Here is a 13,857-nt window from a genome sequence, read left to right on the forward strand (position 1 = left end):
GGGGCCGACAGTAGCGCCGGCAATGTCAGCCGGTGTAGGTGCGGTAGCGGAGATTGGCCTGTGCGCGGCCGAGCAGTCCGGCGGTGTGCATGACCCACAGGCCGACCGGAACCTGCTTGCGGGTCAAGGGATTCAGGGGATTGCAGGCGATGGCGATGAGCAGTGAGCTCAGCGCGGCGGCCGCCGGGATGCGCGGGCAACCAGCGGCCCGATGCTTGATGCAGGTGCGAGCGAATCCGTAACCGTAGCCACGGGATTGACGCCACGCGGCACGGAAATTGCCGCGCAGGCGGTAGGCGATCAGGGCGTCGGGCGCGTGTGCGAAGGACATGCCCGCCAATTGCAGCCGCCAGCTGATGTCCACATCGTCGCCGACGGTCAGGTCCTCGTCGTAACCGCCGAGCTTCTCGAAGGCGGAGCGCCAGAAAGCGGTGTTATTGCCATTGGCGAACGGAAGCCAGTGTGTGCGAAAGCCTTCCGCGGCAGTCGGCACCGGCCGCCAGATCGGGGCGGTGCGATCGTTGAGCGAGTCGGATTCGATGGCCCCGCCCACGGCGTCGACCTCGGCGGCCACCTCGACCAGCGCGCTGAGCCAGTGCTCGTACACCCGATCGTCCTGGTCGACGAAGACCAGGAAGTCGCCGTCGGCGATCGCCGCCCCCCGATTGCGGGCATATGGCGCACCCTGTTTCGCGGAACTGTCGAGGTAGCGAAGCCGCAGTTCAGCCCGCTGCGGATGATTCGAGATATGCTCGGCCAGACCGTCTCCGGACCCGTTGTCGCTGACGATCACCTCGAACGCGCCGGAATAGTCCTGCCGCGCCAGCCCATCCAGCTGCACATCGAGATCCGGCAGCCCGTTGTAGACCGGAATGATGATGGAAACCAGCTCGGGCACACGCTGCGCCGAGGTCGGATCGGTCATGGAGGAGCCCCCGCTCATCTGGGAAACGCTTGTCGCGGAGCGCTTCCCGACCCCTCGGTGCGGCGCTCACCGGCAGCACAGTACCCCGGATGAGGGCAGACCGCAGAGTACGAGCGCTCAAGCCGCCAGGGTGGCGGACAACCAGCCGAGCGCGGCATACGGTTCGGGCACATCCACCACGAGCCGGGTGTAATCGCCACCGGACAAATCGATCTGGATCGCGTGCTCGTCGAACCGGGTGTCCCAGAACTCCTTACGCCCCTTGCCCCGGAACACGCCCGCGGCGATCACACCCGGGAAGAATGTGCCCGGCGCGCGCACCCACGGTGGCCGCAGATCCACCGGCGCGATCGAAACCCGGCGGACGTCGCGGAGGTCGAAGGTCACCTGCTCGCGCAGCGCGAGCACCCGATGCGCACCGCTCACATGCACCGTCACCGTCGTTCCCGTGACCTCGAACTCGACCATTCCGCACCTCACGCTCGCCTCGTCACCCCCGTCCCCTCCCACCCTGCCGCGCGGATCTGGCCGCAGCCTGAGGGATTCCTGGGGGTTCTCTTAAGTCACGGCCGGCGGCGCAGCAGCACGCCGCGAATGAAGGCGGCCTGCCCGGAATGCTGGATATCGTCGTCGGCCACGCTGATCAGGCGCACGCCCAGGCTGACCGGCGGATCCCAGCGGGTGTCCACGATCCGGGGCAGATCGGCATCGGTCAGGCCGGAGACATAGGCGATGGTCTGCGCGTGCACCGCGTCGTAGTAGCCGAGCAGGAGTTCGGCGGAGGCGTCCGCGAGCTGGGCGACGTCATCGGGAGTCTGGGCGTATCCGGTGGCGGCCTCGTCGAAGGGCAGATCGAAACGTTTGGACCAGCCCGCCGCGGTCCATACTTGGGGGAGGTCGGCCACGTCGGCGATGTGGTCGTCCTGCACCCGGGTCAGATGCCAGATGAGCCAGGCGATGGAATTGGCCTCGGGGTCGAGGCGGGCGGCCAGTTCATTCTGTGCGAGGCCCTCGACGGCGCCGTGCACATTCTGGCGCACTCGGTCGAAGGCGTCGATCAGCAGGTCTGCACTCGTCATGACGTGCTGGAACCGGTAGTGCGAGTGCGGTATTCCCGTGCGGCGGATTCCCGCGCACGAGGCATGTCGGGCCAGGTTCGGCTGCTTGCCGGTGCGTTGCTGGTTTAGAGTGCGCAACAGCTTCACGAAGAGAACGAGCGTGCACAGACCCGAATGGATGTGATGCGTGATCGGTGAAATTCTGCGTGTGAGGACGACTTCGACCGACGGCGAGCCCGCGCGCGCGAGCGGGGACGCCGGAAAGTCCGAGGTGAGCACCACCGTGCTGACCGCATTCGGCATCGCGGCGGTGGTGGTGGTGATCTGGCATATCTACGCGCTGCCGATCGGAAATCCCTACTACGGGTTGTTCAACTGCAATCTGGACCTCGCGGTGTACCGCGCCGGGGGCGAAGCGCTGCTGCATCGGTCGGGGCTGTACGACGGCCCGGTCATCTGGGAAATGGAATTCACCTATACACCGTTCGCCGCAATGGTTTTCGCGCCGCTGGCCCTGGTGTCACGGGCGACGGCCAATATTCTCTGGTGGTCGGCCACCTTCGCCGCGCTCGTCGCGATCATCGCATTGAGCCTGCGGAATCTCGGCTATGCCATGACCCGGAAGACGCTGCTGTTCAGTGTGTTCTTCGCACTGGTGACGACCGCCTTCGAGCCCGTGCGCACAACGATTTGGCTCGGGCAGATCAATGTCTTCCTGGTGCTGCTGGTGGTGTGGGATCTGACCCGTCGCAGTTCACGCCTCCGGGGTGTCGGCGTGGGCCTGGCGGCCGGAATCAAACTCACGCCCGCGTTCTTTCTCGCCTATCTGGCGCTCACCCGGCAGTGGCGAACCTGTGCGACCGCGACGGCGATGCTGGCCACCACCATCCTGCTGGGATTTCTCGTCGTTCCCGGCGATGCCCTGAGTTACTGGGGGCAGCAGATCACCAGCGCCGGGCGGGTCGGCCCCGTCGACTCGGCGGGAAATCAGTCGCTCAATGGTTTTCTCGCGCAAATGATGCGGTTCTACGAAGCCACCGGCTATTTGCGGGTCGAGCACGGCATGCTCATGTATCTGCCGCCCACGTGGATGTGGCTGGCGCTGGCCGTCCCGGTGGCGATACTCGGGCTGGCCGCGGCGCGAGTGGCGCACCGGCGTGGTCAGGAACTGCTGGCGATCTCCGTCACCGGAATGACTTCGGCTGCGGTGTCACCGTTTTCGTGGGGGCATCACTGGGTGTGGTTCCTGCCGCTGCTGGTCGTGGTGTTCCACCACGTGCGCACCTCCACGGCCGCGCCGCTGTACCGATACCTGCCGATCGCGGTGATCGTGCCGTTCTTCTGCTGGTGGTGGAACTATCCGGAGGAGGCGCCGTTCGCCGAATCGGCGTATCCGATCGGTATCGGATTGTTCATGCTGCCGCGCAATATCCCCGCCTGGTGGTCGCATCTCGCGGTCCCGGTTTATGCGAGCTGTTATCTGCTCGCCTTGTTCGCCACGGTGGCCGTGATTCTCACGCGGGAAAGCGCGCGCCGATGGTGACTGCACTGGGCGCCGTCGCGGCTCCGGAGCTGAAGCGCGAACCCGTGGTGGCGAATGCGGTTCTGGTCGTCAGCGGTCTGCTGGCCTGCGCCGTGGTGGGCTGGCATATCTTCGCGATTCCGATCGGGACGCCGTATTACGGGCTGTTCAACAATCACGTCGACCTGACGGTGTATCGCGCCGGCGGAGAGGCGATCGCCCACCGCGCCGGACTGTACGACGGGGCCGTCGTCTTCGGAATGCAGTTCACCTATACGCCTTTCGCCGCGCTGGTCTTCGTGCCGTTGACGTGGGTGGGCCTGCACACGGCGAATCTGCTGTGGTGGACGGCGATTTTCGCGGCACTGGTGGCCATTGTGGCAGTGAGCCTGCGCAGCCTGGGATATCGCGCTACGCCGCGCACGGCATTGTTCGCGTTCTTCCTCGCCGTGGCGAGCACGGCCCTGGAACCCGTGCGGACGACGATCTGGCTGGGCCAGGTCAATGTATTCATCGTGCTGCTGGTGCTGTGGGATCTGACGCGGCCGAATTCCAAGGGCCGGGGCATCGGCGTCGGAATCGCGGCGGGTATCAAGCTGACTCCGATACTCTTTCTCGCCTACCTCGCGGTGACGCGGCAATGGCGCACCTGCGCGACCGCCGCCGCCACCTTGGCGGGCACGGTGGCACTCGGATTCGTCATCATCCCCGGAGACGCCTGGGGGTATTGGGCGAACCAGTTCACCAATTCCAGTCGCATCGGTGCTGTCGATTCGCCGGGCAATCAATCCATCAACGGCGCGATTGCCCAACTGCTGCGGCTCTTCCACGTCGATCGGTACCTGCACACCGGGCCGGGGCTGTATCTCTACGTGCCGCCGACGTGGCTGTGGCTGGCTGTCGCGGTGCCGATCGCGGTCGGAGGTCTGGCCGCCGGCGCCCTCGCCTACCGTCGCGGGCAACAGGTGCTGGCCATCAGCGTCGTCGGCATGACCTCGGCCGCGGTGTCACCCTTCGCCTGGGGACATCACTGGGTGTGGTTCGTCCCCTTGCTGGTAGTTCTCCTGCACCACGCGCTCGATGACCGGTCCTGGTGGTCCGGGCTCGCGGCCGGAGCGCTTGCGGCTGTGGCCTTCTGCTGGTGGTGGAGCTTCACCGACCGGGAGCCCCTCGAAGGCGCGCCGTACCCCATCGGCCTGGGGCTGTTCATGATGCCGCGAGACGACCCGGCGTGGTGGTCGAATATCGTGGTCCCGTTTTACGCGGTCTGTTTTCCGCTCGTTCTCCTTGTCACGATCGGCTTCATCCTGTTCCACTCGCATGGATCGGAGTAGCAGTGTCGCTGTCTGTCGTTCCCGATGCGCCCGAGGCGCCGGTCCTCGTGACCGCCGAGTTGCCGCAGGTCATGGCGCGGGCGCCACAGCCCGCCGCGCGCCGTACGCGGCTGCCGCGGACCGTATTCCTGACCGGCGTCGCGGTGACCGCGGCCCTGTTCGCGGCCGGCGCCTGGGAGCACCGGTGGATCGCCGACGACGGGCTGATCGTGCTGCGCACGGTGCGAAACCTGTTGGCGGGCAACGGCCCGGTCTTCAATGTGGACGAACGGGTGGAGACCAATACCAGTGCGGCGTGGACGTATCTGGTGTGGTTCTTCAGCTGGCTCACCCAGGCGCGGCTGGAGTACGTGGTGCTCGGCCTCACGCTGACGCTGTCGGTGACGGCGGTGGTGGTCGGTATGCTGGGATCGGCGCGACTGTGGGGCGGCCCGGCGGGCCGATTGCTGCTGCCCGCCGGCGCACTGGTCTACATCGCGCTGCCGCCCGCACGTGACTATGCCAGCTCGGGGCTGGAGTCCGGTCTGGTCATCTGCTGGCTGGCGGTGCTGTGGTACTTCATGATTCGCTGGGCGCAGGCCGGGGCCGTGCGGCCCGCAGGCTATTTCGGGCTGGTCTTCCTCGCCGGTCTCGCGCCGCTCATCCGGCCCGAGATCACCCTGGTAGGGGCGCTCGCGCTGCTCGTGCTGGTCTTCGCTCCGGTGCCGGAAACGTCCCTGCGCCCCTGGGTGTTTCGGCTGCTGACCGTGGCGGTCGCCGGGCTCGTGCCGATCGGCTATCAGATCTGGCGGATGGGCTACTACGGGCTGCCCTATCCGAATACGGCCGTCTCCAAGGACGCCGGAGGGGCGAAATGGCAGCAGGGTTTCACCTATCTCGGCGACTTCGTCGGCCCGTACCACCTGTGGCTCCCGCTGCTGATTCTCGCGGTGTCGGCTTTCGTCATCGTTCGGCCGCAGCGCCTTTCGACACCGGCGCTGCGTAGTCCTGCCATGGTCGTTCTGGTCATGCTCGTCAGTGGAGTGGCGCTGACGGTGTACGAACTCCGCGTCGGCGGCGATTTCATGCACGGCCGCATGCTGCTGCCCCAGCTGTTCTGCCTGCTGCTGCCCGTCATGGTGCTGCCTGTGCGGCTGTCCGGAAACGCGGCGCACGGGAATCGGGTGCGCTGGCTGGTACCTGCCGGTGTCGTGATCACCGCCGCGTGGGCGCTGTGGGCGTGCGGTACCTGTGCCGTCCAAACCGGAACCAGCGTAGGCGCTTCCGGCATTGTCGACGAGCGCATCTACTACGTGCTCGGCACTGGGCACGACCATCCCATCCGCGCCGAGGACTACCTCGACTACGCCCGTATGCGTCCCATGCTCCGCCATATCGGCGAAACCCCCGACGGTGCACTACTGCTGAACCTGCCCTCACAGATGGTCTGGCATATCGTCCCGCCGCCGCTGCCCGTCCCCGAAGGCGGTGCGGGACATACCGTCTTCTTCCTCAACCTCGGCATGACGAGCATGAACGTCCCGCTGGACGTGCGCGTCGTCGACCAGATGGGATTGGCGTATCCGCTTGCGGCACACACCGATCGGCTCGAGAACGGCCGCATCGGCCACGACAAGAACCTCGCCCCCGGCTGGGTGGTGGTCGACGCCGAAATGGTGGACCGGCAGCCCTGGATCCCGCTGCACATCGACGAGCGCTACGTGATTCGCGCGCGAGCGGCCCTGAGCTGCCCCGCCACCCAGGACCTGCTCGCCTCCACCCGCGCGCCGCTCACCTTCACCCGATTCCGGCACAATATCCAGCAGGCCTTCGGCTTCGCGAGCTACCGGACCAACCGCAACCCCTCCTACGAACTCCAGCGCTGCGGGCTCGAGGATCCCATCCAGCCGGTCGCGCCGCGCTGACTGGGTGATGCCGGTGCCGGCCTCCCCGCCTGCGGTCAGGCGGGGATCTCCATGCCCTGGGCCAGCAGCGGCCACGAATCGTAAAGGGCCTTTTCCCAATACGGCCAGTAGTGGGTGCCGACGGGCGTGAATTCGAAGGTCGCGGGGATGGCGAGGGAATCCAGTGTGGTCTTCAGATTCGCCGTGCACCCGTTGACGGCCGCCTCGATGATCACACCGAGCGTGAGGTTGAGCGCGCCGGAAGCCCCGGGAGCGCTGTTCAAGTAGTACTGGACGTCCTCCGCGACCGGGACGCCGCTGCCGCTGGACACGTAGAGCAATGTGCCGCGCAGCTTTTCGGCATTGATGACCGGGTCGTTGGCGGTCCAGGCCGGATCGCCGTCCGGGCCGTACATGTTCCGAGTGTCGCCGCCGGCACGGTTCTCGACGACCAGCTTGATGAACGCGCGACCGACCGGGTCGGCGATCTGAGCGCAACCGCTGTAGGCGGCAACGGCTTTCCAGAGGCCGGGCTTGGCCTCGGCGAGCTGGAGGACCGAGGTGCCGGAGGTCGACAGACCGGTCAGCGCATTGCGGCCGGACGAATCGAGGGTGTCGTCCAGCAGCGGCGGAAGCTCCTCGGTGAAGAAGGTCTTCCATTTGTGCACGCCCAGCACCGGATCGGGGTTGCGCCAATCGGTGTAGTAGCTGCCGTAACCACCGATCGGCTGCACCACATTGACCTGCTTGTCGGCCAGAAAATCCAGTGCCTTCGTCTGCGCGGTCCAGCTCGCGTCGCTCAGACCGGCGTCCAGGCCATTGAGCATCCACAGGTTCGGGGCGGGCCGGGATTCGTCGACCGGGCGCTGCACATCGACGGTGATCTCGGTGCCCATGGCCGCCGAATACACCTTCAGATGCCAGGTGCGGCCGTCCTTGACGATCGACGAGACGTGCGAAGGTTTCTGAGGATCGGCCGTCGAGACACCACCGAGCAGCGTCATGGACAGGGCGGCAGACAGGGCGACCACTGTGGTGCGCAGCGCGGTGAGCTTCACGCCTGCCTATGTCCTTAGCGAAAGCAAAAGCGTTACATTCGGTGTCCTTCGGCTTGTCACACGACCGCAAAACGATCATTCGGGTCACTGCAATACTGCTGCGCCATGCTGGCCCGCATGGACCGCTATCCCACGCGCACACCAGAACCGGTCCCGCATATCGAGCGCACCGACCCCACGGTGTGGGGGACCGTCGAATCGGAGGCCCTGGCGGGCTTCGAGACCGATGGGTACGCGGTGCTCGACGCACTGCTGGACCCCATGGAGGTCGCCGACTTCAGCGCCGAGATGCACCGGCTCACACAGGAACCGGAACTGTGGCTCGACGACCGGCTCATTGCCGAGAAGGGCTCGCGGCGGGTGCGTTCCATCTTCGAGGTGCACAAGCTCAATGCGGCCGTCGCCGATCTGGTGCGGGAGAGCCGGGTCGCCGGACTCGCCCGGCAGATCCTCGGCTCGGAGGTGTACATCCATCAGAGCCGGGTGAACTACATGCCCGGATTCGAAGGCGCGGGGTTCTATTGGCACTCCGACTTCGAGACCTGGCATGCGGAGGACGGGATGCCGGCGCCGCGCGCGGTCAGCCTGTCGATCGCGCTGACCGACAATCATCCGTACAACGGCAGCCTGATGGTGATGCCCGGTTCGCACAACACCTTCGTGCCCTGCCAGGGCGCTACACCCGACGACCACTATCGGGAATCGTTGCGGGAACAGCAGATCGGCGTGCCGCGCCGCAGCGACATCACCGAGCTGGCCAATAAGCACGGCCTCGCGCAATTCACCGGCGCGGCCGGATCGGCGCTGCTGTTCGACTCGAACATCATGCACGGCTCCGCCAACAACATCACGCCGTTCCCGCGCTCGAACATCTTCCTGGTGTTCAACAGTGTGGAGAACACCCTGGTCGCGCCCTATGCGGCCGCCGCGCCGCGCCCGACCTACATCGGCAGCCGGGACTTCACGCCGATTCGCTGATCCGTGGCTCGGTAGCATGGGGCGATGCGGGCCGGTGGGCACGAGGGCGACACGGCGGGCGTGTGGGAGATCGCGCGCCCGCCCCGGCGAGCGAGCGGGATCGCCATGGCCGGATTCCGCGATCTGAGCGCGAATCCGGTGGCGCAGTGGGTGATTCCGCATCCGTCTGTCACCGTGGTGCTGCCCTTCGGGAGTGGAACGCTCGTTGTGGCGGACGCCGCCGGACGGCAGCAGCGGGGGAGTCTGGTCGCCGCACTGGGACCGTGCGCAATTCGGATGCGGGGCAACGGTATCGAGTGTGTCGAGGTGCGGATGTCGCCGGTGGTGGCGCACACCGTGCTGGGTTTTCCGCTCGCGGCACTGGGCCGGGGGATCGTATCGGTGGACGAGCTGTGGGGACGCGAAGGCACGCGCACCGCGCAGCGGCTCGGTGAAACCGGCTCGTGGGCAGAGCGTTTCGCGCTGGTGGACACGTTGCTGGCGCGACGACGCGCAGCGGGCCCGGTCGTGGACCCGGAGGTGGAGTGGACCTGGCAGCGGCTCGTGGGCAGCCACGGCCTGGTCAAGGTGGAGGCGCTCGCGGACGAGGTGGGCTGGAGCCGGAAACGGCTCTGGTCCAGGTTCCGGCAGCAGCTCGGCGTACCACCCAAGCATGCCGCGAAACTGGTGCGCTTCGACCGTGCCGTCCGTCGTCTGGCCGTGTGCGGCAATGTGTCTCGCGTCGCCGTCGAGAGCGGGTACTTCGATCAGGCGCACTTTCATCGTGAAGTCCTCGCCTTGACCGGGATGACACCCGCGCGGCTGTCCGGCTCTCCGGGACTGGCCGATCACGACCCGGTGTAGCCCCGGGAACATTCGTACAAGAGACGCCGCCGCGTCGTCGGCGAAGGTGGGTTCGCGAGAGCCCGAACCTTCACAAGGAGACGACATGGAACTGCGCGGTGCGAGAGTGCTGTTGACGGGAGCCAGCGGCGGAATCGGGCAGGCCCTGGCGCTCGAACTGGCGGCCCGCGGCGGCGAGATGGTGCTCACCGGGCGGCGCACCGAGGTGCTGGAACCCTTGGCGGACAAGGTCGGTGGCCGGGCGCTTGCGGCCGACCTGAATTCACGCCGCGACATCGAGGCGATGCTCGCGGCGGCGGGCGAGATCGACATCGTGGTCGCCAATGCGGCGCTGTCGGCGACGGGTCTGCTCGACGACTATTCGCTCGACGAGATCGATCGCGCCCTCGACGTCAACCTGCGCGCGCCCATCCTCATGGCCAAGCTCGCCACCGATCGCATGGCCGCGCGCGGTCGCGGACACCTGGTCTTCATCTCCTCGCTGGCCGGGAAGACCGCGTCGGCGCAGTCCTCGCTCTACAACGCCACCAAATTCGGGATGCGCGGGTTCGCGCTGGCCCTGCGGGAGGACATGCGGCCGCACGGGGTCGGGGTATCGGCGCTGTACCCCGGCTACATTCGCGACGCCGGGCTGTTCGCGGACTCCGGAGCCACGCTGCCGCGCGGTGTGGGCACCAGATCGCCGCAGGATGTGGCGCGCGCGTGCGTGCGCGCCATCGAACGCGATCGCGGGGAGGTGGTGGTGGCCCCGTGGAATCTGCGGGTGATCGCGGCGCTCGGCGGCCTGGCGCCGGGCCTGGTAGCGGCCGTGCAGCGGCGGCTGGGTGCGGACACGACCACCGCGCAGTTGGCCGCCGCGCATCGGCACCGGCGCTGACATCATGCGGATGCGCCTAGGCTGGCAGGCGAACCGACAGGGAAAGGCGAGCCATGAGCCCGGTGGAGTCCTTCGCGCAACTGGCCGCGCATCTGACCGCCGAGCGGCGCACTCACATCTGGAAACGATTGTGCGACAACCAGATCGCGTGGCTGACCACGGTGCGCCCGGACGGCCGGCCGGACACCGTCGCGGTCTGGTACCACCTGCTCGACGATGGCGACATCATCGTCTACAGCGAGCCGAAGAAGATCAAACTGCGCAATATCGCCGACAATCCGCACGTCACACTGGTCCTCGACGAGACCGATCTGGGGCGCGACGTCATCCGGCTGGAGGGGACGGCACGCTTCGACGCGAGTGTGCCGCCGCTGGACGAACTGCCCGGGTACGTGGCCAAATACGCCGAGCGGATCGCCGTATTGTTCGGCACGCCACGGGCATTCGCGGAAATGTTCGCCGAGCCGATTCGCATCGCGCCGACGCGGCTGCGCTCCATCGACAGCGATATCTGAGCCGCACGGGTCCTCTAGGCTGACGACATGGCAAAGCGATCGTTATGGGCCAGGGATGGGCTGTATATCGATGTGTCCCTGCGTGATTCGGGTGAGCTGGCCTTCGACGCGCAGCATCTGCGCAATGGCGGCGAGTACGAGTACGCCCTGACCGTGCCGCCCGACCAGGTGCCCCTCGTCCTCGCCGCGCTGGGCGGTGCGGCCGGAGACGATGTGCTCGCCCTGCTGCAGGCCAATGCCGAAACCATTGTGCGGCGGGGCGAGAAGAGCTGGCTCGAAAGTATCGGCGTCACACCGGGATTCTGGTCGCACGGCGACTGGTGGGATCTGTTCGACGACTGACCGGCCGGCTCAACTCCTGGTGACGAAGCGGGGCAGCTGTGGTGTGGCCTCGCCGGGATGCTTGGCATTGAAGCCGTCGCCGATGGCGCGCAACTTCCAATCACCGCCCACCCGCCACACCTCGGCCATGGCCATGGCGGTGAAACGCATTCCGCCCGTGAGGCTGAAGCGCGCCAGCTCCGCACCGGTGGTGTCGTCCACCAGACGGCAGTAGGCATTGCTCACCTGCTCGAAGGTCTGGCCCTCGTAGGAGGTGACGACGAACAGCAGCGAGGTGATGTGGGCGGGCACCCGGGTGAGGTCGACATTGATCACCTCGTCGTCACCCTCACCCTCGCCGGTCCGATTGTCGCCCTGATGCCGGATCGACCCGTCCTTGGACTGCAATTGGTTGTAGTAGCAGGCGTCGATGAGGGTCTGGCCCGCGAACAATGCCACCCACGCATCGAGATCGATCTCCACCGCGCGCCTGCCGAACAGACCACCCCGGGTGACCGGATCCCAGCCCAGCCCCATGCGAATTCGAGTGAGCGCCACGCCGCCGTCCTTGCGCAGCGTGACCTTCTGGCCCTTGCCCAGATCGACGCGGCGGCCCTTGCTCAGGCTCACCTCGCCGGTCTGCGGCGGCTGTGGGGCGCGCGGCGGGGCGGGCGCGGGCTGCTGATAGCTCGGCGGCGGCTGAGTGGGATAGGCCGGAGTGGTCGGCGGGTACATGGGCGTGGTCGGTGGATAGGACGGCGTCACGGGCGGGGTCGGTGGGTAGGGCGGCGGCGTCGGTGGATAGGACGGTGTGACCGGTGGCGGCGGGTTGTATGCCGGTGCGGGACGGGGTGATTCGTCGACGCTGACCCCGTGATCGGTGACCAGCGCCGCGAAACCGCCCGCGTACCCCTGCCCGACCGCGCGCACCTTCCAGGCGTTCTGCCGCCGGTACACCTCGACGGCGATCACGATCGATTCGGTGCTCAACCCGTCGATCCGATACTCGTACAACCGATTACCGTGCGCATCGCTCACCACCGCGACCGGCGGGGCGATCCGCCCGAAGGTCGCACCCGCCTGATCCAGGGTGATCACCGCACGGATCTGCTCGATATCGCGGGGCACCTGCCCCAGCGAGATCGCCAGTGCCGCAGGCTGACCCGCCCCCGCAGCCTGCAATCGCACACCCGGACCGCTGGGCTGATTGAAGAATACGAAATCCGCGTCCGTGCGCACCCGCCCCTGCGCGGTCACCAGCAGCGCGGACAGGTCCGCCGGCGCGCCCACCTGCACCGACACCACCACATCACTGGCATTCAGCGGCCCGTTCTGGCCCTTCACGAGATTCACCGACGCCTCCCCTTCGCTCACAGGTGCTGCCCTGCCACTGTAAGAGCTCGAGCGCCGGTCCGGGTGCGCACCCGCGCTTGTTCACCGGGTCGTGAGCAACTCGATCAGCGCCGTGATGCTCTGCTCGGTCCGGCCCTCGGCCACCGCCCGGTTCAGCAGCTCGTGCATCGGTGCGTGCCACGACGTGTCGACACCGGAGGCGGCCGCCTGCCGCTGCTCCTGGGCGATGGCGGCGTGGAAGAGACCGATCGAGGATCCGAGCCGGGTGTAGTCGCGGGTGTCGATCTCCTCGGCCAGCACTGGGAGCAGGGAGATCACCATCTCGAGCCACTTGGCCGAGTAGGGCACCATCGAGTGGGCGGGCAGACCACGCGAGGCCAGCAGCGCCGCGCCCTCGAAGAATCCGAGCAGCACGGGCAGCAGCGTTGCGCCGACAGCGGATTCGTAGAGTGCCGCCAGATCCGGCTCCTCGCCCAGGTGGACCAGGTCGCCGCCGAGGACGCCCAGCAGGCCGATGTTCTCGTCGAAGATCGCGCGGTCGCCACCGAAATACAGCAGCGTGTCCGGCTTTCCGATGGCCGCCGGGACATTCTTGATCGCACCGCCCAGGTACCGTGCCCCGTGCCCGCTCGCCCACGCCGCGAATTCGGCTGCGTCGGACGGTGTTCCGGAGTTCAGCGTGATGAGGGTGCGGCCGGACAGCGCGGCGGCGGCCGGTTCCAGGGCGGCCCGGGTCGCCTCGAACGTGGTGAGCACGGCGATGATCACCGGACCTGCCGCGACAGCGGCGGCGATATCGAGTTTCCGGTCCGCTCCGGCGCGCATCAGGGGCGCCGCCCGCTCCGGGGTCCGGTTCCACACCGTCGTCGGATGTCCCGCCGCCAGAAAGGCTTCCGCGACCGCCCGGCCCATCGACCCGGTGCCCAGCACCGTCACTGGGGCGCGTTCTTTCCCGGTCATCTTCGCTCCGATCTGCCGTGTTCCCAGGTCGTGACCTGACGTGCACCGAGTGTCGAATCGCCGCGGGCGGGCGGCAAGTACGCACTTTCACTGGCAGTTACGAACTTTCGGGTAAGCGGCGAGCGTGCGGACCCGGGCCGGTGCGACGGTATGACCGGCGTCACTGTTCGGGATGCGAGAGTTGCTGGGAGCGGGGTAGGTTCGTGCGCAGGAATCGCCGATGTCCTTTG

Annotated in this window: 14 protein-coding genes; 8 read left to right on the forward strand and 6 right to left on the reverse strand. The window is 67.2% G+C overall.

What is annotated here, in order from left to right:
* Positions 1-25: 25 nt before the first annotated feature.
* From H0264_RS22695 to H0264_RS22705, 3 genes are all read right to left on the reverse strand, one after another.
* Positions 26-943, reverse strand: coding sequence for a glycosyltransferase family 2 protein (locus H0264_RS22695; RefSeq protein WP_181579405.1), 918 nt, complete (start codon positions 941-943; stop codon positions 26-28).
* A 99-nt stretch (positions 944-1,042) separates the two neighbouring features.
* On the reverse strand, positions 1,043-1,393 hold the full coding sequence (locus tag H0264_RS22700) for a hypothetical protein (protein ID WP_181579406.1): 351 nt from the start codon (positions 1,391-1,393) through the stop codon (positions 1,043-1,045).
* A 95-nt stretch (positions 1,394-1,488) separates the two neighbouring features.
* Entirely contained in the window at positions 1,489-2,004 is a 516-nt protein-coding gene (locus H0264_RS22705) for a mycothiol transferase (RefSeq protein ID WP_181579407.1), read from the reverse strand.
* Positions 2,005-2,191: 187 nt separating this feature from the next.
* Here H0264_RS22705 and H0264_RS22710 point away from each other — a divergent pair, with 187 nt between their 5' ends.
* The 3 genes from H0264_RS22710 (at position 2,192) to H0264_RS22720 (ending at position 6,743) form a co-directional block, all read left to right on the forward strand.
* A complete protein-coding gene (locus H0264_RS22710) occupies positions 2,192-3,526 on the forward strand; it encodes a glycosyltransferase 87 family protein (RefSeq protein ID WP_181579408.1) in 1,335 nt (444 codons plus the stop codon).
* Complete coding sequence (locus H0264_RS22715; RefSeq protein ID WP_181579409.1) at positions 3,520-4,839, forward strand: glycosyltransferase 87 family protein; 1,320 nt, start codon at positions 3,520-3,522, stop codon at positions 4,837-4,839. The genes H0264_RS22710 and H0264_RS22715 overlap by 7 nt, the downstream gene beginning before the upstream one ends.
* Positions 4,840-4,910: 71 nt before the next feature.
* The gene (locus tag H0264_RS22720; RefSeq protein ID WP_244976278.1) at positions 4,911-6,743 is read left to right on the forward strand and encodes an arabinofuranosyltransferase AftB family protein; all 1,833 of its coding nucleotides are present in this window, start codon (positions 4,911-4,913) and stop codon (positions 6,741-6,743) included.
* A 35-nt stretch (positions 6,744-6,778) separates the two neighbouring features.
* On the opposite strand, the gene H0264_RS22725 is transcribed toward H0264_RS22720, so the two are convergent.
* Positions 6,779-7,780 (reverse strand): alpha/beta hydrolase, encoded by a 1,002-nt coding sequence (locus tag H0264_RS22725; protein WP_231085603.1) that lies wholly within the window; start codon positions 7,778-7,780, stop codon positions 6,779-6,781.
* A 117-nt stretch (positions 7,781-7,897) separates the two neighbouring features.
* Here H0264_RS22725 and thpD point away from each other — a divergent pair, with 117 nt between their 5' ends.
* The 5 genes from thpD to H0264_RS22750 all read left to right on the forward strand — a co-directional run bounded on the left by thpD (position 7,898) and on the right by H0264_RS22750 (position 11,335).
* Positions 7,898-8,758: an ectoine hydroxylase gene (thpD, locus tag H0264_RS22730; protein ID WP_244975916.1), complete on the forward strand. Its 861-nt coding sequence runs from the start codon at positions 7,898-7,900 to the stop codon at positions 8,756-8,758.
* Positions 8,759-8,782: 24 nt separating this feature from the next.
* Positions 8,783-9,601 carry a helix-turn-helix domain-containing protein gene (locus H0264_RS22735; RefSeq protein ID WP_181579411.1) on the forward strand — a complete coding sequence of 273 codons (819 nt, stop codon included), beginning with the start codon at positions 8,783-8,785 and terminating at the stop codon, positions 9,599-9,601.
* A gap of 85 nt (positions 9,602-9,686) precedes the next feature.
* Positions 9,687-10,478, forward strand: coding sequence for an SDR family NAD(P)-dependent oxidoreductase (locus H0264_RS22740; protein ID WP_181579412.1), 792 nt, complete (start codon positions 9,687-9,689; stop codon positions 10,476-10,478).
* Between the two features lie 53 nt (positions 10,479-10,531).
* On the forward strand, positions 10,532-10,993 hold the full coding sequence (locus H0264_RS22745) for a pyridoxamine 5'-phosphate oxidase family protein (protein WP_181579413.1): 462 nt from the start codon (positions 10,532-10,534) through the stop codon (positions 10,991-10,993).
* 27 nt (positions 10,994-11,020) lie between these two features.
* A complete protein-coding gene (locus tag H0264_RS22750; protein ID WP_181579414.1) occupies positions 11,021-11,335 on the forward strand; it encodes a hypothetical protein in 315 nt (104 codons plus the stop codon).
* Between the two features lie 9 nt (positions 11,336-11,344).
* On the opposite strand, the gene H0264_RS22755 is transcribed toward H0264_RS22750, so the two are convergent.
* Positions 11,345-12,667, reverse strand: a complete 1,323-nt coding sequence (locus H0264_RS22755) for a TerD family protein (RefSeq protein WP_244975917.1) — start codon at positions 12,665-12,667, stop codon at positions 11,345-11,347.
* An 81-nt stretch (positions 12,668-12,748) separates the two neighbouring features.
* Positions 12,749-13,627, reverse strand: coding sequence for an NAD(P)-dependent oxidoreductase (locus tag H0264_RS22760; RefSeq protein ID WP_181579416.1), 879 nt, complete (start codon positions 13,625-13,627; stop codon positions 12,749-12,751).
* Between the last annotated feature and the right edge of the window lie 230 nt (positions 13,628-13,857).

This window comes from Nocardia huaxiensis (assembly GCF_013744875.1).
Classification (GTDB): Bacteria; Actinomycetota; Actinomycetes; order Mycobacteriales; family Mycobacteriaceae; genus Nocardia; species Nocardia huaxiensis.

Excerpts from the sequence above, each read along its gene's own strand:
- H0264_RS22695 (WP_181579405.1), bottom strand. The coding sequence starts at position 943 with ATGAGCGGGGGCTCCTCCATGACCGATCCGACCTCGGCGCAGCGTGTG.
- H0264_RS22700 (WP_181579406.1), bottom strand. The coding sequence starts at position 1,393 with ATGGTCGAGTTCGAGGTCACGGGAACGACGGTGACGGTGCATGTGAGC.
- H0264_RS22705 (WP_181579407.1), bottom strand. The coding sequence starts at position 2,004 with ATGACGAGTGCAGACCTGCTGATCGACGCCTTCGACCGAGTGCGCCAG.
- H0264_RS22715 (WP_181579409.1), top strand. The coding sequence starts at position 3,520 with ATGGTGACTGCACTGGGCGCCGTCGCGGCTCCGGAGCTGAAGCGCGAA.
- H0264_RS22720 (WP_244976278.1), top strand. The coding sequence starts at position 4,911 with ATGGCGCGGGCGCCACAGCCCGCCGCGCGCCGTACGCGGCTGCCGCGG.
- thpD (WP_244975916.1), top strand. The coding sequence starts at position 7,898 with ATGGACCGCTATCCCACGCGCACACCAGAACCGGTCCCGCATATCGAG.
- H0264_RS22735 (WP_181579411.1), top strand. The coding sequence starts at position 8,783 with ATGCGGGCCGGTGGGCACGAGGGCGACACGGCGGGCGTGTGGGAGATC.
- H0264_RS22740 (WP_181579412.1), top strand. The coding sequence starts at position 9,687 with ATGGAACTGCGCGGTGCGAGAGTGCTGTTGACGGGAGCCAGCGGCGGA.
- H0264_RS22745 (WP_181579413.1), top strand. The coding sequence starts at position 10,532 with ATGAGCCCGGTGGAGTCCTTCGCGCAACTGGCCGCGCATCTGACCGCC.
- H0264_RS22750 (WP_181579414.1), top strand. The coding sequence starts at position 11,021 with ATGGCAAAGCGATCGTTATGGGCCAGGGATGGGCTGTATATCGATGTG.
- H0264_RS22760 (WP_181579416.1), bottom strand. The coding sequence starts at position 13,627 with ATGACCGGGAAAGAACGCGCCCCAGTGACGGTGCTGGGCACCGGGTCG.